The organism is Shewanella sp. SW24, from assembly GCF_025653395.1.
Taxonomy (GTDB): domain Bacteria; phylum Pseudomonadota; class Gammaproteobacteria; order Enterobacterales; family Shewanellaceae; genus Shewanella; species Shewanella oncorhynchi.
In genome coordinates, this window is the sequence record NZ_JAKKSH010000004.1 from 35274 (window position 1) to 61680 (window position 26407).

The window sequence follows — 26407 nt, forward strand, 5'->3', positions numbered from 1 at the left end:
AGACCTTTTAATTAAGAAGAAACGGGGACTGATACGCCAGCCGCCATGTAGGGGATCACTTTACGGATCACGGCTTCGATGTCGTTATGCTCACCAAACTCAGCAGCAGCAATGTCATTTAGGGCATCAGCGGACGCCATAGTGAACACGATAGTGCCTAAGGTAAAGTGTAAGCGCCAAAACATTTCAGCGGGTGGAATATGTGGTGCACTGGCCGACACGGCTTTAACAAAAGCATCGAGATGCTGGCCGTAATGGGTAGTAATAAACCAACGTAAATGCCCTTGGCTTTCGATATAGCCACGGCCTAAAAGCTGCAGGAAGATCGTGGTGCCTTCGGTACGTAGCGCGTTTAAATCCAATAAAGGATCGACCAAAGAAGACAGGATCTCTTCGAGTGTTGCTTGTGCTGGAGCGGCATTTAAACGATGAATTTGGCTTGAAGCGGCAGGCATAAACACGTCTAAATAGCGGGCTAACACTGCACGGATCAGCTCTTTTTTAGAACCAAAGTGATAATTGACCGATGCTAAATTCACCTCAGCTTTGCTGGTAATGAGTCGCAAGGAGGTCTCAGAAAAGCCCCGTTCGGCGAACAGTTTTTCTGCGGCATCAAGTATTCTAGTTTTTGTATCGGATCGACTTGCCATTCCGTGACCTTGAATTAATTTAAAACACTCGTTTAAATTAAACATTGGCACCACGGATGTCAAACTAAAATTGGACAAATTCACCGCTTTCTAGTCTGTGATACAAGCGGTATGTCGTACATGTCCGAATAAGTGTTAAAAACAAGTCAATTAACCCTTGTGCAATAACTTTGTGGTTTAGGTAAACTGTGTAACACAAAAACAACAAGGACAACTAGACATGGTTATTTCATTGAATCGTCGCAGTAAAATCGCCCTCACAGTGGCACTCGCGCTGGGATTAACGGCCTGTAATGATGCACAAAGTAAAACAGACAAGACAGCTACTGCAGCAGCTGTCATCAATATCGCCCCAGATAAAGCACAAGCCATTGCTTTTATTAACGATGCTGAAGCCAAGATGGCCGAATTATCGATTGAATCTAATCGCGCCGAGTGGATTTACAGCAACTTTATTACTGATGATACCGCGGCCCTGTCTGCCGCAGTCGGCGAAAAGGTCAGTGCCGCGTCGGTAAAATTTGCAACCGAGGCGGCTAAGTACGCCAATGTAGAACTCGATCCCATTAATGCCCGCAAGCTCAATATCCTGCGCAGTGCGTTAGTGTTACCCGCGCCGCTCGATCCTGCGAAGAACACCGAGCTGGCGCAAATTAGTTCAGAATTAAATGGCTTATACGGCAAAGGAAAATACTGTTTTGCCGACGGCAAATGTATGACCCAGCCTGAGCTATCGAGCTTAATGGCCGAATCACGAGATCCCGTAAAATTACTGGAAGCGTGGAAAGGCTGGCGTGAAATAGCTAAACCCATGCGCCCCTTGTTTCAACGCGAAGTTGAACTGGCCAATGAAGGCGCAAAGGATCTCGGTTATGCCAACCTGTCTGAGCTATGGCGCAGTCAATATGATATGAAACCCGATGATTTTTCACAGGAACTCGATCGTCTTTGGGGCCAAGTAAAACCCCTTTATGAATCTTTGCACTGTTATGTGCGCGGTGAACTCAATAAAGAATACGGCGATAGCGTCGCACCGACCACTGGCCCCATCCCTGCACACTTACTTGGCAACATGTGGGCCCAGCAATGGGGCAATGTGTATGATCTCGTCGCCCCTGACAATGCCGATCCGGGTTACGATGTCACTGAGTTATTGGCAAAGAAAGGCTATGACGAGCATAAAATGGTGAAACAAGCCGAAGGCTTCTTCACATCATTAGGGTTCGCACCATTGCCAGAAAGTTTTTGGGCGCGTTCTCTATTCGTACAACCAAAGGACCGTGATGTGGTTTGTCACGCTTCGGCGTGGGATCTCGATAATCTCGACGATATCCGCATTAAAATGTGTATCCAAAAAACTGCCGAAGATTTTAGCGTTATCCACCACGAACTTGGGCATAACTTCTATCAACGCGCTTATAAGCAACAACCCTTCCTATTTAAAAACAGCGCTAACGACGGTTTCCATGAAGCAATTGGTGACACGATTGCACTGTCGATCACGCCAAGCTATTTAAAGCAAATCGGCTTATTAGAAGAAGTACCTGATACATCTAAGGATATCGGCCTTTTACTAAAACAAGCCTTAGACAAAATTGCTTTCTTGCCCTTTGGCCTGATGATAGATCAGTGGCGCTGGAAAGTGTTTAGCGGCGAAATCACGCCCGCCCAATATAACCAAGCTTGGTGGGATCTGAGGGAAAAATACCAAGGCGTCAAAGCACCGACTGAACGTAGTGAAGCAGATTTTGATCCGGGTGCTAAATACCATGTACCAGGCAATGTACCCTACACCCGTTACTTCCTAGCGCATATTTTGCAATTCCAATTCCATCAAGCGCTGTGTGAAACTGCAGGCGATAAAGGTCCGGTACACAGATGCAGTATTTATGGTAATCAAGCCGCGGGAGAGAAACTCAATAAGATGCTCGAGTTAGGCTTAAGTAAACCTTGGCCAGAAGCATTGAAAGAAGTCACCGGCAAAGAAACGATGGATGCAAAAGCGGTGCTCGATTACTTCGCCCCACTTAAAACATGGTTAGATGAGCAAAATACCACCGCAAACCGCCAGTGTGGTTGGTAAGGGTTCATAAAATCATCACCCAATAACATAAAACAAAATGCCCAATAAAATTGGGCATTTTTATTCAATACTTATCTGTTTAATCTAACGCCATCCCATTCCTTTACGATTGGCTTCACGGTTTTCAAGCTTAAGCTGTTCTGACTTAGTTAACATCACATAAAGTGCCCCAGCACCGCCCTGCTCGGTTTTCGCCGAATGATAGGCAAGCACCATGTCGAGTTGTGATAACCAATAGCACACAGCGGATTTGAGCAATCCCGCAAAGGGTTGACTCTGATAGCCTTTACCGTGGATCAACATGACACAGCGTTCACCATGTGCCTGCGCTGCCAGTATATAGTTAAGGACGGCATCACGAGCTTGGTTTAACCGATAAGCATGCACATCAAGCTCCATCTTGATGCTGTATTGCCCCATTCGGAGTCGTTTAAAAACGCCGCCTTGTACCCCCTCACGCTTAAAGCTCACAATGTCATCTGGCGCTTGCTGTGGAAACGCTTTTAAATCCAGTGGCATACACGCTAGGAAGGCTTCCCGTTGTAAAGCATCGCGTCTGTGTATTTGCTCAGCCGTCAACGCTTTCGGTGCTAAATTTACCACTGGCATATCGCCTTTTAGTGGCACGACTCCAGCCATTTCCTCAAAAAACAGTGCTGATTCATCATCCAGCATGGCAAGCTCCTTTACTTCACACTCTTGTACAGAAACACACTTTGTAAACATTCAAGGCTTTAGTTCAGCGGGCGCCTCCATTATAGTGACGCCATGATTGCCAGATTAGAATAAAGTAATGAAATTTTTGCCGCTAGTCCTGATGTGCTTATTGTCACTGCCAAGCTTAGCCAATCCAGCTAAAACTCATACAAAATCCACTGATGATCAATTGATCAACGCTAATTACCCTTTGTTTATTAGCGCTTTTAATCAATTGTCCCCTGAGGTGACCCGTGAGATTTACGCTGATGACGCTAGCTACTTATCTGAGAGTCAAAGTAAAGAAATTTACTATGGACGAGACAATATTGTCGCCATTTACAAGAAGTTTTTCGATAAAATCCGCGCCAAAAAAGCTACTATTGACGTGGATTTCCGCATTACTAAACGCAAAATTATCGGTAATGGTGCCATAGATACTGGCTATTATTTGGTTCGATTTTACCCAGCACAAGAAACTGGCGAACCTGTGAGTGAATTTGCGGGCAAATTTGCTATTGGTACAGAAAAAGTCTCATCCACCCAATGGAAAGTGAGCTTAGATACCAATAACCGCGCAGAACCTAGCTATTATCTGAATGCGAAACCAGTGCCTAACTTGTATTATGGTCGCCAATTTCCGCCTTTACCTGCGGGTAAAAAATTACCCTAATGTTAATGCCGATTACGTTTAAATGGGCTGTCTAACATCTAACGCATTTAGATAGAAATCGAATAAATTTAAACAAATACAATTAAATTAAAGATTTAGCTAACATGACTACAACTAAGCAAACCTGTCCCTGTGGCAGTGGGCTAAGCTATCAAGATTGCTGTGGTCCACTGCATACGCATGTAGACTCTGGGCAAGAGATTGCCCGCACACCTGAACAGCTTATGCGCTCACGCTACTGCGCATTTGTATTGAAAAATTTTGATTACATTTTGAAAACACATCATCCCGAGTACCTAAACGGCCTCACCCTAGCAAGTTTGAATATTGGCCCTCACCCACATTGGCTAGGATTAGATGTACAGAGCAGCACTGAAACACCAATCCACAATGCTCAAGCGGCGATAGCTGAACAACGACATGGCACTGTTACTTTTAAAGCTTGGTATAAGCTCGATGGTGAAATTGATGCTATCTATGAGCGATCCGAATTTATCTACCAAGCAAGTCGCTGGTATTACAGCCAAGGCCAGCAAATGACGGCTAAATTACCCGGTAGAAATGATCTCTGTATTTGCCATAGTGGCAAAAAATTCAAACAATGCTGCTTAAAATCTTAATAGGTATACAGTGCTGAACTGCACTGGAGAATGACGGTGAAGGTTTATAGTGCTGATTGAACAAGCACAGAGATGAATAATAAAGGCAACCTAGATTACAAACCTAGGTTGCCTTTTTTTATCGTGAGCAGCACATTTGAAATAATTGTGACTTAGTGGATTATGTGTAACTTTAATGGGTTATGACCGAAGCGCTTTTAGCCGACAAGATAAATTGTGCAAACTCAGGCTCCCGTAATGCAGGGCTATAGAGATAACCCTGTGCCTGATGGCAAAAACTTTTCGCTAAAAATGCTTCTTGCTCAAGGGTTTCAACCCCTTCTGCCGTCAGAGATATATTCAATGCATTCGCCATAGCAATAATGGCTGACACAATTTCGCGACTTTCGCGGCTGACGGTAAGATCTGAAATAAACGAACGATCAATCTTAAGTTTACTGATCGGAAACTGCTTCAAATAACGCATAGAGCAGTAACCCGTCCCAAAATCGTCAATCGCGAGCCCTACGCCTAATTCCGCTAATTCTTGGCATAACAAGGTCGCATGGCGAATATCACCCATCAATTCAGTCTCAGTGATCTCTAAGATTAAAGTCTTAGGTTTCAAGCGATAACGCGTCAACAACTGCCACACTTGCTCAAATAAATTACCACTGAAGAACTGGCGGGCCGACACATTCACATGCATTGTCATATCTGCATTATGATGCTGCCATAGGTTTAACTGTCGACAAGCGGCCTCTAAAACCCAACTGCCGATAGAATTAATCATCCCCGACTGCTCTGCAATATCAATAAAGGAAGCTGGAAATAACACGCCTCTTTTAGGGTGGTGCCAACGGATTAAGGCTTCGGCGCCAATATAGGTATTCTGCTCAAGATCCCTCAGTGGCTGATAATAAAGCTCAAACTGACGGCCACGGATCGCACTGTGTAAATCACGTTCTATCTGCGCATCCTCTTTAAATGCACTCAATAACGTGCTGTTAAATACTTGGATTGCAGTGCCTTTTTTCTTTTTAGCATACTGCACTGCAATATCGGCACAGGTTAATGGGGCAAACAAACTCGCCACAGAGGCAATATCAACCACAGCTAAAGCAGGCTTAGGTTCGACTTGCTCGCGGCCGATTAAAATAGGCATAGCAAGATGTTGATACAGGCGCGTACTAAAATAATCGAGATCGTAAACGGCATTATCATCGGTCAATAGCACTGCAAATTCATCGCTGCCGACGCGGGCAATTTCGGTGGCCTTATTAATCTCAGAAAAATGTTTCAAACGGCGGGCAATTTCTATCAACAAGCTATCGCCATTTTCATGGCCATAAGTATCGTTAAAACGCTTAAATCCCACTAAATCAACTAATAACAACAGTCCCTTCGTGGTACGTTCAAGGACTCGATTAAAATGAGTACGGTTATGTAGCCCCGTTAATCCACAACGCCAAGCAAGCCGTTCAAGCTCTGACTTATAGTTATGCTCGTCGGTATTCTCTTCACACGAGACCAAGGCATAATGATTGCCGCGATCGGTAATGAATTGACTCAGCACGTATGTCAGCCAATAACGACTGCCATCGGCACGACTAAACTGCACTTCGCCTTTGGCAATTTCGCCCCTAAAGATTTGCGCTAGGGTTTGCTCGGCTAATTGGGCATGCTGCTTGAAAAAAGCCAACTCACGGATATTAGCGCCGATAATCTGTTCACGGGGCATGCCAGTGATTTCACTGTGCGCCTGATTCACATACTCGACTTTTTCAGTATGCAGATTAATTAACATACTGATTTGTCGCGATTGTTCAGTGGCACAGCGAAATAAACTCAAGCTTTCTTCTTTATCGTAGCTGTGCTTTGTCGCTAAGGTCAGGGCTAATTGGTCAGCCATCTGGCACGCGAGGTGAATTTCACTGTCATGCCAGTGGGGAGTCAATTGTGCCCGCTCGATGCAGAGCACACCTTCGAGATGGCCATTGATACGAATGGCGATGTCGAGACTCGAGTTGATTTGCCGCGGGATAAAATAGCACTCAGCCAATTCACTTAAACGTGGATCGGTCAGGGCATTGCCTGCATCGATATGGCGCAGAGTTTTGAGCTCGTGTACATACCGGAGACAATCTTGTAATAACTTAGGTCTATGAATGTCTTGCAACATCATAGAACCAAATTGTGCGACGAGTGATTGGGTTTGTTGATCAGATGAAAAAGTCCACACTGATACCAAAGAAACCGCTAAATTCTGGCACAACAACTCTGTGGTTAACTCTGCCGTCTTTGTGAAATCGCCCTGCTGTTTTGCAGTTGACTGTACCAAAGACTCCAATAAATGCTGATGCTGACGTCGCTTCACGCTGGTTCCCTACAAAACTTCGTGTTGGGCTAAAGGTCTTTGCTGTTAGCAAACTTACCTCAAAATGTGGAATTAAGCTGATTGAATTATTCTTATTTGGAGGCAGATTACACTAACTGTTGTAAGCACAGCAACATGTGGCACAATTTATTACAATTTGGTTAACAATAGCAGCATTTTTAGGCAATTAGCGCGATTTCCGGATATCCATAACCGACTAAAAACTAAAGTGCTGCTTTAAAAATTACAGGCCGTTTTCCAATTGAAAAATCATTTTTTCCGCGCTGACATTGAAGGTCAGCAGTAAGTCGACGCCTTCAGCTTTAGTCACAAATTCAGTTTGCACTTCAGCAAATCGAGTTTGAGCGCGTGTTGCCATGCTTTCGGCATCTGCTTGAGCGCTATCGCCAACAAAATTTAACGTCAATAACGTATCGTGCTCATCAATAACGGCGCCGATATCGACAAAGCTGCCGCAATCGGTGCAAGTGTCATTCACTGTCGGGCTCTGTGCTTCTATTATGCCTTTCATCTGTATTCCTTAATGTATAGAGCGACTGATTAACGGCATCACTAAAATATGCTCGTTAAATTTTTAACGCGGTAAATTTTAACTCGATAGGTTAATACGAATTATAGGTAATTAAGCTTCAAGATAACTGGCTTTAGCTCACGCTTATTTATCGAAATGGATCAGATTGACCCGATGGGTATTGAAGATCGCTTGCGGGAAGACAGGCTTAGGCTGAAGCGAGCAAAGGTACAAGATTACGTTGGATTGCCAATTGATCAGCAAAGTGCATGATCTCGACTTTGGGTGCGGTTAATTGGCCCCTTTGCCTCAGCTGAGTGACATGGTCACAGTTACTTAACGCTTCTGCCATTGCGACTGACTCGCCGCCACGGATGACTAAGGCTTCCGGTCGCAATGCTTGTTGTAATTGAAACGCACGTGGACCTTGAGCCATAAAAATACTGCTGTTATCAACCACTGGTTCAGCAGACGATAAATCCGCCATTAAACTTTGCTGCGGTGGTAATTCGAACTGACGCTGTAATTTTTGCGCCATATCGAGTTCATTTTGCCATTGGAATTGTGCCATGTCCCGTGCGTCAACCGACAGTAACGACAGCAACAGGGCGAATTCGCCCCGTCTGTCGTTTTCTATCGCCGCGTTTAAGCGGGTGCCAATTTGGGCTTCGTTGACTAAAGGAACATCAATTTGCATAAAAAAACATCGTCAAAACAATTCGTTGTTAGTTAATCGACCATTTGATACATAACTTTAGGAATATTTTTAAATTGGGTATTTACATGGAAAAGGTTTCTGACTACTATGGCGGCCGCAATTGAGGAGGGGTTCCCGAGTGGCCAAAGGGATCAGACTGTAAATCTGACGGCTCAGCCTTCGAAGGTTCGAATCCTTCTCCCTCCACCATTTGCACTGCAAGTTTTATCGTGTTGTTCGAAAATGATGTAGAGTTTTACAAAAGCGTTAAAGGTATTCGTGGAGGGGTTCCCGAGTGGCCAAAGGGATCAGACTGTAAATCTGACGGCTCAGCCTTCGAAGGTTCGAATCCTTCTCCCTCCACCATCTTTATCTCTAACGCAGAGAATCATTTTCAAAAACTAAACATGGCCAATGTTTAGTTTTGTCTTGATAAACAAGTCCGTTATTGATGATGTTTTGAAAGACAATTTTAAAAGTCAGTTGTAAAGCTAAAAAGAAAGTTTGTGGAGGGGTTCCCGAGTGGCCAAAGGGATCAGACTGTAAATCTGACGGCTCAGCCTTCGAAGGTTCGAATCCTTCTCCCTCCACCATTTCTTTCACTCTCGCATATCCTTCTTGTTCCACTTCCGCATAGTCTTTTTCAACTTAATCTGACTGTTCCAGCTTAATCTAATTAAATTCTTGGCATTTCTATATTAAGTAAACCTCTTGGTGAGCGACATTTGTTTTTGATTTCAATTACGTCGTGCTCTACTTTAAGCGAATGACTTCAAGCTCATCCAATAAAACCGCTTTGCCCGTCCCTGTGATATGCTCTGAAAATGATCTCTTTCGATGTGACTACTATGATTTCTAACACGATTCAACCACCAGTGGATTCTCACAGCGCTCACAGACTCTGCCCAACATGGGAAGCCCACGCGATAGGCAAGATTGAAGCGGATTTTCAGCGCAGCGCCGATACCCACTTGATTAAGCTTGAATTACCTATGCTCGATGGCATAGATATTTATCTCAAAGATGAAAGTACCCACCCGACAGGCAGCTTAAAGCATCGCCTCGCCCGCTCACTCTTCCTCTATGCCCTGTGTAACGGCTGGATTAAGCAAGGCACGCCGATTATCGAATCCTCATCGGGCAGCACAGCGATTTCTGAAGCCTACTTTGCCCGCTTACTCGGTTTACCTTTTATTGCCGTAATGCCCAAAAGCACAGCTAAAAAGAAGATTGAGCAGATCACTTTCTATGGCGGTCAATGTCATTTTGTCGATCATTCCAGTGAGATTTACGCCGAATCGGCGCGCCTTGCCGCAGAGCTAGGCGGACATTATATGGATCAATTCACCTACGCCGAGCGTGCAACCGACTGGCGCGGTAATAACAATATCGCTAACTCGATTTTCAATCAGATGGAGCGCGAGCCACACACAATCCCGCGCTGGATAGTGATGAGCCCAGGCACTGGCGGCACATCGGCGACCATAGGCCGCTACATTCGCTATCAGAGGTTGGCAACACAACTTTGCGTGGTCGACCCGCAAAACTCCGTTTTTTTTGATTACTATCAGAGCGGCGATGCCAGCTTAACCTGTTGCAATGGCAGTAAGATTGAAGGCATAGGTCGACCGAGAGTCGAGCCATCGTTTATCCCAGGTGTTGTCGATACTATGCTGCAAATTCCCGACGCCGCATCGGTGGCGACGATTCATTGGTTAGAACAATTGATTGGCCGTAAAACCGGCGCATCCACAGGAACCAACCTGTACGGAGCATTGCAACTGGCGGTACAAATGCAAGCGCGTGGAGAGCAAGGCTCAATAGTAACCCTCATTTGTGACTCGGGTGAGCGTTACCTTGATACTTATTACGATACAGATTGGATTACAGCTAACATCGGCGATATTGCGCCCTATCAGCGCCAACTTGCAGCATTTAATCATTTCGGCCAGTTAAGTGAGCTTGATTAAGCAACTGTATTAAGTCGTTAGGTTTAGAATCCACAAAACATCCACCATAAAAAACGCCCCACAACTGTGAGGCGTTTTTTATGCTTTGCAAATTAGCATTAATCAATATTCAAATACTTATGGGTCTGGATCGATAAGCGCCAATTACGGGCGATACACACTTTCATCGCCAGTTCTGTCGCTCTAGGCTTTTGACTAATCGGCTGCAGGCAAATCGTTTTCGCTGAAATATCGATGTCATGCAGTAACTCATCAAGTTCATCGATGTGATTTTCAGTAGCGATAGGATGCTTAATCTCATTGGCGCGGTTCAGCGCCTGTGCTAATACCTGATAGCCCCCTTTCATGTTCACCTTGGGTGATACTGTCACCCAAGTGTCATCGGCACAGTTGATTTCAAAGGTGCCACTGGTTTCGATTTGAGTCGCAAAGCCTTGACTGTGCAAGGTCTCGGTTAATTCGCGTAAATCGTACATACAAGGCTCACCGCCGGTGATCACGATATGCCGCGCAGTAAAGCCTTTAGCGTGAAAAGCAGCAATAAGACTTTGCGCCGTATGATCTGCCCAGCGACCAATAGTGCCGTCTACGCTAATGACTTGCTCTGGCGTCACTTTATTCACTTCAAGCACATCCCATGTCTGTTTCGTATCGCACCAAGCACATCCCACGGGACAACCTTGTAGGCGGACAAATATGGCGGGTACTCCGGTAAAGACACCTTCACCTTGAATGGTTTCAAATACTTCGTTGACAGGGTAATTCATACTGACGTTCCACTTTTCTGGGGCGGCATTTATAGTGGATTTTAGCTTGAGCTGCAAGTTTTTGCGCCGAGAAAGCCTATTTCGACCCTATAGTCAGAGTTTGCAAGCCCTAAGGCCTGAGTTACACTAACGACCTATTTATACCTGTTCTACGGTGAAGTGAAATCCTTTATGTCAACGAGCTTAGTGTCAAAAACAGTGGTGTCCAAAGCAGTGGTGGTATTCAGTGGCGGTCAAGACTCAACAACCTGTCTTATTCAAGCCCTAACCCAGTACGATGAAGTACATGGGATCACTTTTGACTACGGTCAACGTCACCGCGAAGAAATTGAAGTTGCCAAATCCTTAGCAAAACGCTTGAAGATCACCAGCCATAAAGTCATGGATGTCACCTTACTCAATGAGTTAGCTATTTCAGCCCTCACCCGTGATGCGATACCCGTTTCACACGAGTTGATGGAAAATGGCTTACCCAATACCTTCGTACCCGGCCGTAATATTTTATTTTTAACGCTTGCAGGTATTTATGCCTATCAATTAGGGGCGCAGGCGATTATCACAGGCGTGTGTGAAACTGATTTTTCAGGCTACCCTGATTGTCGTAACGATTTTGTCAAAGCGATGGAATCCGCCTTAGTTCAAGGCATGGATAAGCAACTAAAAATCATCACGCCTTTAATGTGGCTCAATAAGGCACAAACCTGGGCACTGGCGGATAAATATCGGCAACTTGATCTGGTTCGCCACCATACTCTCACCTGTTATAACGGCGTGATTGGCGATGGCTGTGGTGATTGCCCTGCCTGTCATCTTCGCAAACGTGGATTAGATGACTATCTACAGAATAAAGCGGCGGTTATGGCTGAGCTTGACGCCAGCGAGCTAAAAGCATGACACGCAGTCCCTATTGGGTCGCGCTGATGGTGAGTCTGATCTGTGCGGGTTTGTATGCCGCAGGCTTAGCAAGCCCCACTGTCGATAACTTACTCGCCTATCGCCGCAGTGCAATTAGTGAGGGTGAATGGTGGCGATTAATCAGTGGAAATTTACTGCACACGAATCAATGGCATCTATTGATGAACCTTGCAGGGCTGTGGGTGGTGCTATTTTTGCACCATTTTCATTATCATCTCAAAGGCTTAAGTGCACTATTTTTCGTGTTATGTTTACTTGAAGGTATAGGCTTGTATTTAGGCTATCCGCAATTGCTTGGTTATGTCGGCTTAAGCGGTATGTTGCATGGCTTGTTCGCCTACGGCGCAGTGCAGGATATTGTCCGTAAGCTGCGCTCAGGCTATCTGCTGCTCGTTGGCGTTATCATCAAGGTCGGTTACGAACAGCTTTATGGTGCCAGCAGTGATGTCACCGCCATGATAGGTGCGCGCGTGGCAACCGAGGCGCATTTGGTCGGCTTAATCTGCGGGCTGATTTGCGCTTTAGCGGTGTTTATCAAGCTAAAAATGAGCCAATCAAAAGTCCCTGCTTAATCCAAGTCAAGATATTAAAAAGCCGTCGCTGCATGATTGCTGGACGGCTTTTTTAATGCTGAGCGCAAGAATAAATCTAGGCTTTGATCAACAGGTCCCGCAGGTGCTTGACTTCATCACGCATTGCCGCCGCTTGTTCAAACTCTAAGTTGCGCGCATGTTCATGCATCTTCTTCTCAAGCTGATCGATTTGATGGCTCAACTCTGCCGCATCGGCTTTATGGTAATGGGACTTAGGCTCAGCCACTTTGCCATACACAGCTTTACTGTCGCGGCCATCATCCACATCCATCACATCGGTGATCCGTTTAACGACGCCCTTAGGCGTAATACCGTGTTTTAAGTTGTGCGCCCGCTGACGTTCACGACGTCGGTCAGTTTCACCTATCGCTTTCTCCATCGAATTGGTGATGCGATCGGCATAGAGGATCACTTTACCATTGACGTTACGCGCCGCGCGGCCAATCGTTTGGATGAGCGAGCGTTCAGAGCGCAAGAAGCCCTCTTTATCGGCATCTAAAATACACACCAATGACACTTCAGGCATATCTAAGCCTTCGCGCAATAAGTTGATCCCAACCAGCACATCAAACTTACCTAAACGCAGATCGCGGATGATCTCAACCCGTTCGACTGTGTCTATGTCCGAATGCAGATAACGCACTTTTACGCCATGTTCGTCGAGGTATTCAGTCAAATCCTCCGACATACGCTTAGTCAACGTCGTCACTAACACCCGCTCATTGACGGCCACTCGCTTGGCGATTTCAGACAATAAATCGTCCACTTGGGTCCCAACGGGGCGCACTTCTAATTCAGGATCGAGTAATCCCGTTGGCCGCACGACCTGCTCAGCAATTTCGCCTTCGCTCTTTTCCAGCTCGTAGGCACTCGGTGTTGCCGACACATAGATAGTTTGCGGCATCAATTGCTCAAACTCTTCAAATTTGAGCGGTCGGTTATCCAAGGCGGACGGTAAGCGGAAACCATATTCCACAAGTGTGGTTTTACGGGAACGGTCACCTTTGTACATAGCGCCGATTTGCGGCACAGTCACATGGGATTCATCGATAATTAATAAGCCGTCGGCAGGCAAATAGTCGAGCAAGGTTGGTGGCCCTTCCCCCGGTGCGCGGCCAGACAAATAGCGCGAGTAGTTTTCGATGCCAGAGCAATAACCCAACTCCACCATCATTTCCACATCGTATTGCACCCGCTCATGGATACGCTGGGCTTCAATTAACTTGTTGTTATCAAGTAGATATTGTTTACGCTCACGCAGTTCTTCTTTAATAAACTCAGTGGCAGCGATAATTTTTTCCCGCGGCGTGACATAGTGTGTTTTAGGGTAAACCGTCGTGCGGGCGATACGTTTAATAATATGGCCCGTTAACGGGTCAAACTCACTTAAGCGTTCAATCTCATCGTCGAACAACTCGACTCGAATGGCATTACGCTCAGAATCGGCGGGGAAAATATCAATCACTTCACCGCGCACACGATAAGTACCACGTTGTAGCTCAATATCATTGCGCTTGTACTGCAATTCACTGAGACGAATTAAGATGTCACGCTGCCCCATCACATCGCCTTGGCGTAGATGCAGCAACATTTTTAAATAGGAATCGGGATCGCCCAAGCCATAAATAGCCGACACCGAAGCAATCAGCACCACATCCTTACGCTCTAATAGCGCCTTAGTGGCGGATAAACGCATCTGCTCAATGTGAGCATTAACCGAAGCGTCCTTTTCGATAAAGGTATTTGATGCAGGTACATAGGCTTCGGGCTGATAGTAATCGTAGTAAGAAACGAAATACTCGACCGCATTATGGGGAAAGAACTCTTTCATCTCGCCATAAAGCTGCGCCGCCAAGGTTTTATTAGGCGCCATGATAATCGTGGGCCGACCTAACTTTTGGATCACATTGGCAATCGTGAAGGTTTTACCTGAGCCCGTCACCCCGAGTAAAGTTTGGCAAGCCAGACCCGCTTCGAGTCCATCGACTAATTTGGCAATCGCTGTAGGTTGGTCGCCTGCGGGGGCGAATTGCGATTCAAGCTGAAAAACAGATTCTGACACGCGCACATATCCTTTTAGTGAGTCGCCCCATTCTAATCAAGTCACCGACTAAGCTCCACAGTTATCCTTCCTGTCGTCATATCAATACGATCTAAAACCGCAAGATGACAATTTAAAGGAAGAAACATGAAACTTTTAAACTAAGGCGTTTTCAGCGTTTTTTGCTCACAAAACACCCGCAAACTAAGCAAAAATGCCAATTTAATACACAAGAAATCAATTTCGTTCGATTACAAAATTGCAACCTTGTTTTCACCCTCAACAAAAACCACTTGCTTTTAGTATGCATTTGATAATGCTTAAATTTATTTTTGAACCCCAAAATAGTGCATTTTAAGTCCGCCGCCCATACCCCAAGGCTTTGGCGGCCATTTTTCAGGACAACTCACAGGGTTATCCACAGATTTTGTTGATAAGTCGAAATAACCTAGAAACCACGCGGGATTGGAGGCTGTCATGTGTCTTAACAACCGTCTCTCGGCATTTAGTAATTTAATTACATTTGATAAATGTTGCTACTTGTATCAATTTCACTAACTGTAATTAACGCGAGCTGTAGTCGCGCATCTGGTGCCACAACTTATAGTGAAGTGCATCACTTAATTTGAAAAACAGCTCACGCTAATTCGATAAAGCCTCAATTAACACCTCCATCAACAACAGCAAACTTGTTAAAACAGAAAAACGGGCTTTAACAGCGAAAAGATAACCCACGTTTTCTATCGGTATAAAGAACTGAGTAAATTCACATTACCCCACCTGAGATCCTTTTTTGAGCGGTTTGAGTCTTAAGTACTCGACCAAGTACCGAAAACGGTGTCGATTATTTAGCGAATGATTTCAATTTCATAGAATCACCGCTTAAAAACGATGGACTCAATTATGGCTATATTGCGAATTGTTAAGTGGTTTTTCACGAAAAATGTCGAATTCTGCACCACGATGCACATTAGATGAGCACTTAACAGCATAATTACACTTTTTTTAGTAACTCGAGTTGACTCATCCAACAGAGCGTTTTACTATGCGCTCCGTTCTCAACGAGTCGCTACGATTGTGTGAAACGATTCCCCTGTAGTTCAGTCGGTAGAACGGCGGACTGTTAATCCGTATGTCACTGGTTCAAGTCCAGTCAGGGGAGCCACTTTAAGCACATGATAAAAATGAGTTAGAACAAGCAGTAAGATAAGTTGTAAACAATTCCCCTGTAGTTCAGTCGGTAGAACGGCGGACTGTTAATCCGTATGTCACTGGTTCAAGTCCAGTCAGGGGAGCCAATTACATTATCAAGCTGAAGCATTAAAATGATTCCCCTGTAGTTCAGTCGGTAGAACGGCGGACTGTTAATCCGTATGTCACTGGTTCAAGTCCAGTCAGGGGAGCCAATTTAAAAAATGTTATTTCTGTAAAGTCGATAGCAATATCGCACCCTCTACTCCCCTGTAGTTCAGTCGGTAGAACGGCGGACTGTTAATCCGTATGTCACTGGTTCAAGTCCAGTCAGGGGAGCCAATTTATTCTTCGTTTTGTTCCCGTGTCTTTGCCTCTTCTGGCTTCTAGTTACCCTATTCTTTTCCGTTTTGTTTTTAAGCAAATGCAGTTACACTGTTATCAGCTTATTAATAAAAATTTATGAGTGTCATCACACAGATAGCTGCAGTTAAGTATTCTTGACTTAAACTTATCCTGTTTGAGCTCACCCAAAAAAATAGAGCGGATTTTTATGGCCATGTCAAAATCATATCCAATTTTTTTACTGCTTATTTTCTTAGGTCTTTTTGCTTGGGTTTATCAAAGCGAAAATAGCCAATTACAAATCCAACAACAGCAAGAACTGGATAGCTTTAAAACCAGTTTAACCCGCTACCAACAATGGCAAGGTGATGGCGCCGAACTCTTCAAAAAGCTTTCTGAAAATTACCCATTCCAATTTTTCCAATATATTGATGATACCGATGGCCAACGGAGTCATACCGAAGGTCGTTTAGACAGCCAACATCCTCATCCTTTAGCCCGTTTATTTTCTATCGAGCTCAGTCATACACAAAAATTGGCAACCGGTCGTTTACAAGTCAAACTCAGTGCAAACCAAGCGATTGAAACTTCGATTAGTCATACTCAAAAGCTCGGTATCATGTTACTGGTGGCTTACCTTATCTTGCTGATAGAGTTTATTCTGTTAATGTCAAAACATAGGGCGGCAATACGTTATGCTGCTGATTATATTTCAAAAATACCTGAGTTAGGGTTTTCTGCTGTCGCATCATCAAAACTCACAGGTGAGCTCAACCCCATTGGAATATCCCTTGAAGAATGTCGTCTTCAACTTAAAGCCCAAATCGATAAACTCAATCAAGAGAATGAAAAGCTGCATAAAGCGGCCTATCAAGACACAGTGACGGGTTTTGGTAGTCGCCAGCGCTTTACCCAAAAATTAGAAACCATAAGCAATCCCGATATTCCTCAATTGGGGCTGATGGCAATGGTTAAAGCCACAGAGCTTGCGCAAATCAATCAAAAACAAGGGCGAACTGCAGGGGATGATTATCTTTCAAGGGTGGCCAATTGTATCCGCAAAGCCTGTAGTAAGTATTCAGACGCAGAATGTTTCAGGGTATCGAGCGCTGATTTTGCCATCTTTATTCCTGATGTCATGCTGAAGGATGCGCCAAAATTTTTAGACCAATTAAAAATTTATCTCGATGAATATTTGCAGATGACAAAAGCGGAATCTGTTGCCCATATCGGTTTAGTTCCCTATCACCAAGGTACCGATGCGGTTAATTTGCTGACGATTGCGGATACCGCAGTCAGCATAGCGCAGACCCTTGGACCGAATAGCTATCATATCCAAGAAAAACTCAATGGTGACGAGCAGTTTGGTGATGATCGCTGGAAAATGGCGATCAATGATTTAGTCACTCGCCAAGCATTAAAATTCTACCAACAGCCAATTCAGCCGTGTCGTACCGATGTAGAGGTTTACCGTGAGTTGTTGGCGCGCTTTTACAATAGCGAAGGTAAGTTTTTACCGACCACCACAGTGATCGCTATGGCCGAACGTCACGGTATGAGTTCTGAATTAGATAAACTGGTGGTGATCAGTGCATTAAGAATGCTTAAGGAAAACCCGACCATTTCGGGTAACTTTGGCATCAATATCAGCGCATTTTCTGCGCATCAAGATATGTTTGTCGCTTGGCTAAAGGACATTTTAGGCAAGCAAAAATACATCGCCTCGCGCTTAGTATTTGAGATCAATGAGTCAGGTATGCAGTCTAACTTAGGGGCAAGCTATAAGTTCGTTCGCGAAATACATAGCGTTGGATCACGGGTGTCGATAGAGCGTTTTGGCATGAGCTTTACGTCCTTCAAATTCTTCAGCGAAGTGCGCCCAGACTACATAAAGCTTGATGGCAGCTACACATCGAACATCGATGAAGACAGCAATAATAAGTTCTTCGTCCGTATGATGGTGGATGTTGCAAGACGGATAGGCATTCGGGTTATTGCGACCAGCGTCGAACGCCAAGAAGAAAAACTCACCCTCGAAAAACTCTTAGTTGATGGATTGCAAGGCTATTACATAGCACAGCCCCAAGCCATGGCGATTACAGATCAAATTTAATACTTTAACGGGTTAATTCGTCGCCAAAATTTACAGTAAAGATGGTTAACCCTGCATTCTATATGTTGTTTATGCAAACGGAAAAGTCGATAATACGGCCAAGATCCGTTTAGAAAAGTATTGAGATGACTGAATATCTCCTCTTGTTGATCAGTACAGTACTGGTCAACAATTTCGTTTTAGTAAAATTCTTAGGCTTGTGTCCTTTCATGGGGGTCTCCAGTAAACTGGAGTCCGCTATTGGCATGTCTATGGCGACCACTTTTGTGCTGACGTTAGCCTCGATTCTCAGTTACCTCGTCAACCAGTATCTACTATTGCCCTTTGATCTGAGCTACCTGCGAACCATGAGCTTCATTTTAGTGATTGCGGTTGTGGTGCAATTTACTGAAATGGTGGTGCAAAAAACCAGTGCTGCACTGCATCGCGCTTTAGGCATTTACCTGCCGCTGATCACAACTAACTGTGCTGTGTTGGGTGTTGCCCTATTGAACGTTAACGAGAAGCACGATTTTATCCAATCGGCTATCTATGGCTTTGGTGCTGCGTTAGGCTTCTCATTAGTGTTAATTCTCTTCTCGGCGATGCGCGAACGTTTAGCTGCCGCAGATGTCCCCTTACCTTTCAAAGGCGGCGCCATAGCGATGATCACCGCAGGTCTTATGTCCCTCGCCTTTATGGGATTCACAGGATTGGTTAAGTAAGATGTCCGGAATTTTAATTGCAGTCATATTGTTGACCCTATTGGCATTAGTCTTTGGGCTATTACTCGGTTTTGCCGCCGTTAAATTTAAGGTTGAAGGCAATCCGATTGTCGATGAACTCGAAGCGATTCTGCCACAAACACAATGTGGTCAATGTGGTTACCCTGGCTGTCGCCCTTATGCTGAAGCGATTGCCAACGGTGATAAAGTCAACAAATGCCCTCCCGGCGGCACTGCCACCATGGAAAAACTGGCGACCCTGATGGGCGTCGAGCCAGAGCCGCTGAATGCCGAGGCACAATCTCAAGTGAAAAAGGTAGCCTACATACGTGAAGACGAATGTATTGGCTGCACTAAGTGTATTCAAGCCTGCCCTGTGGATGCGATTATCGGTGCAGGTAAGCTTATGCATACTGTGCTGACAACCGATTGCACGGGTTGCGATCTCTGTGTTGAGCCTTGTCCCGTCGATTGTATTGATATGATCCCAGTCACCCAGAATCTTAAAAATTGGAACTGGCGCTTAAATGCCATCCCAGTGACTCTCATTCAAGAGATTCAGAGCCAAGAACCACAGTTAGAAGAGGAAAAGCGGTGTTAACTTTATTAGATCAATTAGATAAAGGAACCCTTTGGCGCTCACCCGGTGGTATACATCCACCCGAAGTCAAATTCCTCTCGAACGCGACGCCGATTAGCCAACTGCCCTTAGCCACTACGTACTTAGTGCCCATCCCTCAAGTCGGTGAAAACTGCACACTTGCGGTAAACATCGGCGATAGCGTATTAAAAGGCACACCGTTAACTCAAGGTACCTCCATTTGGCATTTACCTGTGCATGCGCCGACATCAGGCACTATCGTTGCCATTGAGCCAAGGGCCAGTAACCATGCTTCAGCATTGCCAGTTAACACTTGCGTTATCCAAGCCGATGGCAAAGACACTTGGTGTGAGCTGGTGCAAAATGAGCTTGAGGATTTAACCCATCAGCAGATGATCGATAAGATCCGTGCTGCTGGTATTGCAGGCATGGGCGGCGCGGCGTTTCCAACTCATATTAAGCTTAATCCGGTCAGTGAAATTGATTTAGTCATCATCAACGGCGTCGAGTGCGAACCTTATATCAGCGCCGATGACAGATTAATGCGCGAATACAGCCAAGATATCCTCGCCGGTATTGGCATTATTCATCGGTTATTAACGCCAAAACGCATTGTTATCGCCATTGAAGATAATAAGCCAGAAGCGGCCAAAGCCATGCAAGCTGCAGTCGTCCAATGTGGGCTCCCAGCGGACAGCATTCGGGTAACGGTCATTCCGACAAAATATCCTTCTGGTGGTGAAAAGCAGTTAATTCAAATCATTACTGGCCGCGAAGTGCCCTCGGGCGCTATTCCCGCCAAACTCGGTATCGTCGTGCATAACGTCGGCACTGCCTTTGCGATTCATCAAGCGGTTACCCAAGGTAAACCGCTGATTGAGCGCGTTGTGACTGTGACGGGCAAAAATGTCGGTAAACCGGGGAACTACTGGTTACCGATAGGCACACCTGTTGAGCATGTGCTTGCTGCGACTGAGTTCACGCCAGAGCCTGAACAAAAGGTGATTATTGGCGGGCCTATGATGGGCCATGCATTGGCGAATATCCAAGTGCCTATTTTAAAAGGTACTAACTGTATTCTGGTGCCAAGCAGCCAAGAAATAGGAACTACGCCAGAAGAAAAAGCCTGTATCCGCTGCGGCGAATGCGCCAATGCCTGCCCTGCTCTCCTATTGCCACAGCAACTCTTTTGGCACGCCAAGGCCGAAGAATATGACAAAGCTGCCAGCTACAATCTAAAGGATTGTATTGAATGCGGTTGCTGTAGTTACGTCTGCCCGAGTGATATTCCCTTAGTCGAGTATTACCGCATTGCCAAGTCTGCACTTAAACAAGCCGCCGATGAAAAGCAACAAGCGGAGCGCGCTAAACAGCGTTTCGATGCCCGTTTAGCGCGTCTTGAAGAAGAAAAGCTTGCCCGTGAAGCTAAGGCCAAAGAAGCCGCAGAGCGCCGACAAGCGACTATGACTGGCACGGATAAAAATGCAGTCGCCGAAGCCATGGCACGGATCGCCGCGAAAAAAGCCGCAGCGGCACAATCAGTCACTGGCGAATCAATTACCGAAGAGTCAAGCGCCACAACAACTGACACCACGGAAGTGCCAAAAGGTAAGGCCGCCGTTGCCGCCGCCATCGCCCGTGCTAAGGCGAAAAAAGCTGCACAAGCAAATGCCGATGGCACTGACACCAATGGTGCTGAAACTGACAGTGCCAAAACAGACAATGCGGTGAATGTTGACGCAAACGACTCCATCTTAGCAACAGATGCAATCGCGCAAGAAGCGCCGTTATCTCAGAAGGACAAAGTCGCCGCGGCCATTGCTCGCGCCAAAGCTAAAAAGGCGGCTCAGCAAGCCGATATCGCGCCGCTTGAAACGACTGAAACGGCTGACAGTACACCAGAAGCCAGCGCTGCCGATGATAAAAAGGCCAAAGTAGCTGCCGCAGTCGCGCGGGCAAAAGCCAAGAAAGCGGCGCAGCAAGCAGACACCGCCGCTAGTGATATTGAAGTTAGCAATACTGACGTTAGCGTTAGTGATGTTAGCGTTAGTGACGTTAATGATTCAGAAGCGATTAAGAAAGCCAAAGTAGCCGCCGCGGTTGCCCGTGCTAAAGCGAAAAAAGCCGCGCAGCAAGTTGAGACAAATGCTGACAATGATTTAACTCAGACCGCGACTCCAGCAGTTGATTCCGCAGCTAGCGTTCAAGCAGATGTGAATGATGATACAGAAGCAGCCGCTACTGACGTTAACGACGCTGAAGCAATTAAAAAGGCCAAAGTGGCCGCCGCTGTTGCTCGTGCTAAAGCGAAGAAAATAGCTGCGGCATCAGCTGCTGAGTCTGAAATAGAGTCCGTTGACGACATTCAAACTAAAGCTAACGTGGCATCGCCGTCGATAGCAGCACTTGACGCCGTCGCAGCTAAACCCGAAGCCGTTTTACCATCCGCAGAACAAATTGCAGAACCCATTGAAACGACAGCCTTATCAGGCGATGAGCTTAAAAAAGCACGGATTGCTGCGACCATCGCCAAAGCGAAAGCCAAAAAAGCGGCACTCGCTCAAAAAACCGAAGCTTCGAGCGATTCAAGTGTTGCTAATGATTAAGAACAGAATGATAAAAAGGGAACACAATGGCGTTTAAAATAGCCTCATCACCCCATGTCACACGTAATTTGCAAACCTCAACTGTGATGCAAAGGGTGATTTTATGTTTACTACCGGGCCTTGTGGTGCAATGCGCCTTTTTTGGCTGGGGCACACTCGTGCAAGTCCTGCTGGCGATCCTCGTAGCCTTAAGTTGTGAGGCCGCGGTGATGAAACTTCGCAATCGTAATATCAAAGCCAGCCTTAGCGATAACAGCGCCATGCTGACCGCAATCTTGATTGGTGTCGCCATTCCTCCCCTAGCACCTTGGTGGATGATAGTGATGGGCACCGCCTTTGCGATCGTTATCGTTAAGCACCTTTACGGCGGTTTAGGCCATAACCTGTTTAACCCTGCAATGGCGGCGTATGTATTGCTGCTAATCTCATTCCCAGTGCAAATGACCACTTGGATAGCACCGAGTACCGTTGCGCTGCATTCACCTAGCCTAGCTGAGAGCTTGCAACTTATCTTCAACATTGGCGCCCACGTTAACTTGGAACAGTTTCGTTTAGGGATAGATGGCATCGCAATGGCGACGCCACTCGATACCCTTAAAACCGATTTATCCCTAGGATTAACCACCACAGAAAGCCTGACTAAAGCCATTTTTGATGGCAGCACAGGCGTAGGTTGGTTCTGGGTGAATTTAGCTTATCTGGCTGGCGGTTTAGTGTTACTTAAACTGAAAGCCATTCGTTGGCACATCAGTACTGGCGTGTTATTGGGGCTCTTTGTTGCATCAAGTATCGGTTTCTTACTGTCGCCCGATACCCAAGGCAGTCCCCTATTACATTTGTTTTCTGGCGCGACCATGTTAGCGGCATTTTTTATCGCAACCGATCCCGTCACAGCTGCAACCAGCCCCCGAGGTCGCATTATCTTCGGCGCGTTAATTGGTGTGTTGGTGTATATCATCCGCATTAAAGGCGGTTACCCTGACGCCTTTGCCTTTGCCGTGTTATTGGCTAACCTCTGCGCCCCTTTTATTGACTACTATGTGCGTCCACGCACCTATGGTCATTCAGCTAGCTAAGGCCATTGGGCGGACTAGTCATGCTACAAGATAATGTCATTCTGCTGGCAACGAGAGCTTAAGGAAAAAGAGTTGAAAAATCCGATGATTAAAAATGGTTTTTTATTGGCACTGTTTGCCTTGATTTGCACGGGTCTCGTCGCCGCGGTCAATCAACAAACCTTTGACAAGATTAAGCAGCAAGAACAACAGGAATTGATGCGAGTATTGCAACAATTAATCCCTGATGAAATACATGATAACGAGCTTACCGCTCAGTGTACCTTGCTATTAAACAAAGAAGCATTAGGCACGGATAGTCCAATGCCGGCCTATATTGCTACCCATGCAGGCAAGCCTGTCGCTATCGCCATGGAAGCCATAGCACCCGATGGCTATAGCGGTAATATCAAATTAATTGTTGGGATTAATATCCAAGGTGAAGTCTTAGGCGTACGTACCTTGTCCCATCAAGAAACCCCTGGGCTGGGTGACAAAATTGAACTACGTAAATCGAATTGGGTCACTCAGTTTGTTGGTAAAGTGTTGGGCTCTGCAGATGATAAGCAATGGTTAGTTAAAAAAGATGGCGGCGATTTTGACCAATTTACCGGTGCAACCATTACCCCGCGCGCTTATGTTAAAGCAGTCAAAAACGCGGTATGGTATTTCAGCACTAACCAAGCACAAATTTTCAGCCAGCCGCTAAATTGTGAGGCCAACCATGACTAATTATCGCGAAATTGCGTGGCAAGGACTGTGGAAAAACAACCCAGGCCTAGTGCAACTGTTAGGTTTATGTCCGCTACTCGCGGTTACTGCAACGATCACTAACGCCCTTGGCCTTGGTCTAGCCACTATGCTGGTGCTGATTGGCTCTAACATTTTGGTGTCACTGGTGCGCGACTATGTGCCCAAAGAAATTCGTATTCCTGTGTTTGTGATGATCATCGCCGCGCTAGTCACCACAGTGCAACTGCTCATTAATGCCTATGCCTACGGCCTGTATTTATCCCTTGGGATCTTCCTGCCATTAATTGTGACGAACTGCATCATCATCGGCCGCGCCGAAGCCTTTGCCTCGCGTAATAATGCGTTTAGTGCCGCCTTCGATGGTCTAATGATGGGCCTTGGTTTTACTTTAGTGCTTACAGTGCTGGGCGCAACGCGGGAAATCTTAGGTCAAGGCACACTGTTTGATGGTGCGGATCAACTGCTCGGCCCATGGGCTAAATCGTTAACCATGCATCTATGGCAAGTCGATACCCCATTTCTCCTTGCTATGCTGCCACCCGGCGCATTTATCGTGATGGGATTATTGATCGCATTGAAAAATGTGATTGATAAAAAAGTCAAAGAACGCCAACCTCAAGTCGCCGCAGAGCCGAGTGTTACCCGCGCACGGATCACTAAGGTAGGTTAGGCTTTCAAGTAACGACAGGCATTATGGCGATCAGATATGCCCTAGTGTTAACGCGTTTAATGTGTGCCTAGCACATGATTAGCGGCAAAACTCAAAGCATAAGAAAATCAGCGAACGTGGGTTGTAAACTCATCAATCATCATTAATAAGATAGTGATAATGAACGGTTGAGAGTTGAACCCCACCACAGCGCAGGAATCGTACATGAATCAAGAAAAACGTATCCAGATCCTCACTCGTCTTCGCGATAACAATCCCAAACCTGAAACCGAACTCAATTTTTCAAGTCCCTTCGAACTGCTAGTGGCAGTGACGTTATCGGCCCAAGCAACAGATGTGAGTGTTAACAAGGCAACGGATAAACTCTTTCCTGTGGCGAACACAGCCCACAGCATTTATGCCCTTGGCGTAGAGGGTTTAAAGCAATACATAAAAACCATAGGCTTATATAACAACAAAGCCATCAATGTGATCAAAGCCTGTGAGATCTTAATTGAGAAATACAATGGTGAAGTGCCAGAAAACCGCGAAGCTCTAGAGTCTCTGCCCGGCGTTGGCCGCAAGACGGCTAACGTGGTACTAAACACTGCCTTTGGTTGGCCAACCATCGCCGTCGACACCCATATTTTCCGCCTCGCCAATCGCACTAAATTCGCGCCCGGCAAGAACGTAGTCGAAGTGGAAGAGAAAATGCTAAAAGTCGTGCCGGCGGAATTTAAAGTCGATGTACACCACTGGTTTATCCTGCATGGCCGCTACACTTGCCTTGCGCGCAAACCCCGCTGTGGCAGCTGTATCATTGAAGATTTATGTGAGTTTAAAGAAAAAATATACCCTGAAGAATAAGCTTCGAATCAACTGAGTGGAGTAAATTGACGTTTCAGTGTTGTTTTCACATTGATTAGACTGGATTTCAAACAAACAAAAAGCCGCAATAGCGGCTTTTTGCTTAACTTGGAACTGGGTTAACTCAAACTTGTATTAGTCGTTAAAACATTGAAACAAAGAACGCACTGAAAAATAAAGCAATAACAACTGTGGTGCCTAAAGCCATTTTAAGTTCGGTGTTCATCATTCACTCTCCTAGTTGGTATGGCTACATTATTATCAACCCAGTGATAAAAACCCATGTTTGTCTCTGTGTTTTGTGAGCGATAGCCAATTTATCGGCAATTTTCTCTTCTAAATCCTGAAAATCCCTCTTACAGACAATCATTTCCCTATCCTAAGCTTTAATCTGGGTCAAGCGCTGTAAAAACAATGGCTGACATTTATCGAGGTCCATCTACGGATTTTTGGTATACTCCACCCCCGTAATCTATTTAGAGAGAGGACCTATGTCGCAACTATTACATACTATGATCCGCGTCGGTAACTTAGAACGCAGTATTGCTTTTTATACTGAAGTGCTCGGCATGAAACTACTTCGCACCTCTGAAAATCCAGAGTACAAATATTCTTTAGCTTTCGTGGGTTACGGTGAAGAATCCACAGGCCAAGCCGTAGTTGAACTGACCTATAACTGGGGCACTGACAAATATGATTTAGGCACAGGCTTTGGCCACTTAGCGATTGGCGATGAAGATATCTACGCCCGTTGCGCTGCGATTGCCGCAGCCGGTGGCAAAGTGACTCGTGCTCCAGGTCCTGTCACAGGTGGTACCACTGAGATTGCGTTTGTTGAAGATCCAGACGGTTATAAAATTGAGTTCATTCAAATGAAATCAGCGACCAAAGGTTTAGGTTAAGTCTTGCCACCTGAGCAAGAAGATTAAC

At 45.7% G+C, this 26407-nt stretch carries 23 protein-coding genes and 7 tRNA genes; 22 read left to right on the forward strand and 8 right to left on the reverse strand.

Annotated elements, in window-relative coordinates; all coding sequences use genetic code 11:
- Positions 1-11: 11 nt before the first annotated feature.
- Entirely contained in the window at positions 12-650 is a 639-nt protein-coding gene (locus L5M17_RS05155; protein ID WP_028760001.1) for a TetR/AcrR family transcriptional regulator, read from the reverse strand.
- Between the two features lie 220 nt (positions 651-870).
- Between L5M17_RS05155 and L5M17_RS05160 the strand changes: the two genes are divergently transcribed.
- Entirely contained in the window at positions 871-2733 is a 1863-nt protein-coding gene (locus L5M17_RS05160; RefSeq protein ID WP_263145710.1) for a M2 family metallopeptidase, read from the forward strand.
- 84 nt (positions 2734-2817) lie between these two features.
- On the opposite strand, the gene smrA is transcribed toward L5M17_RS05160, so the two are convergent.
- The gene (gene smrA / locus L5M17_RS05165; RefSeq protein WP_263145713.1) at positions 2818-3408 is read right to left on the reverse strand and encodes a DNA endonuclease SmrA; all 591 of its coding nucleotides are present in this window, start codon (positions 3406-3408) and stop codon (positions 2818-2820) included.
- 118 nt (positions 3409-3526) lie between these two features.
- On the opposite strand from smrA, the gene L5M17_RS05170 reads away from it, so the two are divergent.
- Positions 3527-4102: a DUF4440 domain-containing protein gene (locus L5M17_RS05170; protein WP_028760004.1), complete on the forward strand. Its 576-nt coding sequence runs from the start codon at positions 3527-3529 to the stop codon at positions 4100-4102.
- Between the two features lie 104 nt (positions 4103-4206).
- Entirely contained in the window at positions 4207-4722 is a 516-nt protein-coding gene (locus L5M17_RS05175) for a YchJ family protein (protein WP_263145717.1), read from the forward strand.
- 172 nt (positions 4723-4894) lie between these two features.
- On the opposite strand, the gene L5M17_RS05180 is transcribed toward L5M17_RS05175, so the two are convergent.
- The 3 genes from L5M17_RS05180 to L5M17_RS05190 form a co-directional block, all read right to left on the reverse strand.
- Complete coding sequence (locus L5M17_RS05180) at positions 4895-7078, reverse strand: putative bifunctional diguanylate cyclase/phosphodiesterase (RefSeq protein WP_263145719.1); 2184 nt, start codon at positions 7076-7078, stop codon at positions 4895-4897.
- Positions 7079-7322: 244 nt separating this feature from the next.
- Positions 7323-7610: a DUF406 family protein gene (locus L5M17_RS05185; protein WP_219233569.1), complete on the reverse strand. Its 288-nt coding sequence runs from the start codon at positions 7608-7610 to the stop codon at positions 7323-7325.
- 208 nt (positions 7611-7818) lie between these two features.
- On the reverse strand, positions 7819-8307 hold the full coding sequence (locus L5M17_RS05190) for a VC2046/SO_2500 family protein (RefSeq protein ID WP_131524165.1): 489 nt from the start codon (positions 8305-8307) through the stop codon (positions 7819-7821).
- A 125-nt stretch (positions 8308-8432) separates the two neighbouring features.
- Between L5M17_RS05190 and L5M17_RS05195 the strand changes: the two genes are divergently transcribed.
- The 4 genes from L5M17_RS05195 to L5M17_RS05210 all read left to right on the forward strand — a co-directional run bounded on the left by L5M17_RS05195 (position 8433) and on the right by L5M17_RS05210 (position 10277).
- A tRNA-Tyr gene (locus L5M17_RS05195) sits at positions 8433-8517 on the forward strand.
- A gap of 71 nt (positions 8518-8588) precedes the next feature.
- Positions 8589-8673, forward strand: a tRNA-Tyr gene (locus L5M17_RS05200).
- A 142-nt stretch (positions 8674-8815) separates the two neighbouring features.
- Positions 8816-8900: transfer RNA gene (locus L5M17_RS05205), tRNA-Tyr, on the forward strand.
- A gap of 231 nt (positions 8901-9131) precedes the next feature.
- A complete protein-coding gene (locus L5M17_RS05210; protein WP_263145726.1) occupies positions 9132-10277 on the forward strand; it encodes a PLP-dependent cysteine synthase family protein in 1146 nt (381 codons plus the stop codon).
- Positions 10278-10375: 98 nt separating this feature from the next.
- Here L5M17_RS05210 and queE read toward each other — a convergent pair whose 3' ends face one another.
- The gene (queE, locus tag L5M17_RS05215; RefSeq protein WP_263145728.1) at positions 10376-11044 is read right to left on the reverse strand and encodes a 7-carboxy-7-deazaguanine synthase QueE; all 669 of its coding nucleotides are present in this window, start codon (positions 11042-11044) and stop codon (positions 10376-10378) included.
- 171 nt (positions 11045-11215) lie between these two features.
- Here queE and queC point away from each other — a divergent pair, with 171 nt between their 5' ends.
- Together queC and rrtA are read left to right on the forward strand one after the other, a co-directional pair.
- Positions 11216-11938 carry a 7-cyano-7-deazaguanine synthase QueC gene (queC, locus tag L5M17_RS05220; protein WP_263145731.1) on the forward strand — a complete coding sequence of 241 codons (723 nt, stop codon included), beginning with the start codon at positions 11216-11218 and terminating at the stop codon, positions 11936-11938.
- Positions 11935-12531 (forward strand): rhombosortase, encoded by a 597-nt coding sequence (gene rrtA, locus L5M17_RS05225; protein WP_263145734.1) that lies wholly within the window; start codon positions 11935-11937, stop codon positions 12529-12531. Before queC ends, rrtA begins: the two co-directional genes overlap by 4 nt.
- A gap of 76 nt (positions 12532-12607) precedes the next feature.
- Here rrtA and uvrB read toward each other — a convergent pair whose 3' ends face one another.
- Complete coding sequence (gene uvrB / locus L5M17_RS05230) at positions 12608-14614, reverse strand: excinuclease ABC subunit UvrB (RefSeq protein ID WP_028760013.1); 2007 nt, start codon at positions 14612-14614, stop codon at positions 12608-12610.
- Between the two features lie 305 nt (positions 14615-14919).
- Positions 14920-15072 (reverse strand): hypothetical protein, encoded by a 153-nt coding sequence (locus L5M17_RS05235; protein WP_158497640.1) that lies wholly within the window; start codon positions 15070-15072, stop codon positions 14920-14922.
- Between the two features lie 610 nt (positions 15073-15682).
- Here L5M17_RS05235 and L5M17_RS05240 point away from each other — a divergent pair.
- The 13 genes from L5M17_RS05240 (at position 15683) to gloA (ending at position 26379) form a co-directional block, all read left to right on the forward strand.
- Positions 15683-15758 (forward strand) — tRNA-Asn (locus L5M17_RS05240).
- Between the two features lie 57 nt (positions 15759-15815).
- Positions 15816-15891 (forward strand) — tRNA-Asn (locus L5M17_RS05245).
- Positions 15892-15923: 32 nt separating this feature from the next.
- Positions 15924-15999, forward strand: a tRNA-Asn gene (locus tag L5M17_RS05250).
- Between the two features lie 51 nt (positions 16000-16050).
- Positions 16051-16126 (forward strand) — tRNA-Asn (locus L5M17_RS05255).
- 211 nt (positions 16127-16337) lie between these two features.
- Positions 16338-18242, forward strand: a complete 1905-nt coding sequence (locus L5M17_RS05260; protein ID WP_263145739.1) for a GGDEF domain-containing protein — start codon at positions 16338-16340, stop codon at positions 18240-18242.
- Positions 18243-18367: 125 nt separating this feature from the next.
- Positions 18368-18946 (forward strand): electron transport complex subunit RsxA, encoded by a 579-nt coding sequence (gene rsxA, locus L5M17_RS05265; RefSeq protein ID WP_006081543.1) that lies wholly within the window; start codon positions 18368-18370, stop codon positions 18944-18946.
- 1 nt (position 18947) lies between these two features.
- Positions 18948-19547 (forward strand): electron transport complex subunit RsxB, encoded by a 600-nt coding sequence (gene rsxB, locus L5M17_RS05270; protein WP_263145741.1) that lies wholly within the window; start codon positions 18948-18950, stop codon positions 19545-19547.
- Positions 19541-22153: an electron transport complex subunit RsxC gene (gene rsxC, locus L5M17_RS05275; RefSeq protein WP_263145744.1), complete on the forward strand. Its 2613-nt coding sequence runs from the start codon at positions 19541-19543 to the stop codon at positions 22151-22153. The genes rsxB and rsxC overlap by 7 nt, the downstream gene beginning before the upstream one ends.
- Before the next feature lie 26 nt (positions 22154-22179).
- Complete coding sequence (gene rsxD / locus L5M17_RS05280; protein WP_263145747.1) at positions 22180-23229, forward strand: electron transport complex subunit RsxD; 1050 nt, start codon at positions 22180-22182, stop codon at positions 23227-23229.
- 72 nt (positions 23230-23301) lie between these two features.
- Positions 23302-23940 carry an electron transport complex subunit RsxG gene (gene rsxG, locus L5M17_RS05285; RefSeq protein WP_105252444.1) on the forward strand — a complete coding sequence of 213 codons (639 nt, stop codon included), beginning with the start codon at positions 23302-23304 and terminating at the stop codon, positions 23938-23940.
- Positions 23933-24631 (forward strand): electron transport complex subunit E, encoded by a 699-nt coding sequence (locus tag L5M17_RS05290; RefSeq protein WP_028760019.1) that lies wholly within the window; start codon positions 23933-23935, stop codon positions 24629-24631. Before rsxG ends, L5M17_RS05290 begins: the two co-directional genes overlap by 8 nt.
- A gap of 204 nt (positions 24632-24835) precedes the next feature.
- The gene (gene nth, locus L5M17_RS05295) at positions 24836-25477 is read left to right on the forward strand and encodes an endonuclease III (RefSeq protein ID WP_168825144.1); all 642 of its coding nucleotides are present in this window, start codon (positions 24836-24838) and stop codon (positions 25475-25477) included.
- A 491-nt stretch (positions 25478-25968) separates the two neighbouring features.
- On the forward strand, positions 25969-26379 hold the full coding sequence (gene gloA / locus L5M17_RS05300) for a lactoylglutathione lyase (protein WP_263145750.1): 411 nt from the start codon (positions 25969-25971) through the stop codon (positions 26377-26379).
- The last annotated feature ends 28 nt before the right edge of the window (positions 26380-26407 follow it).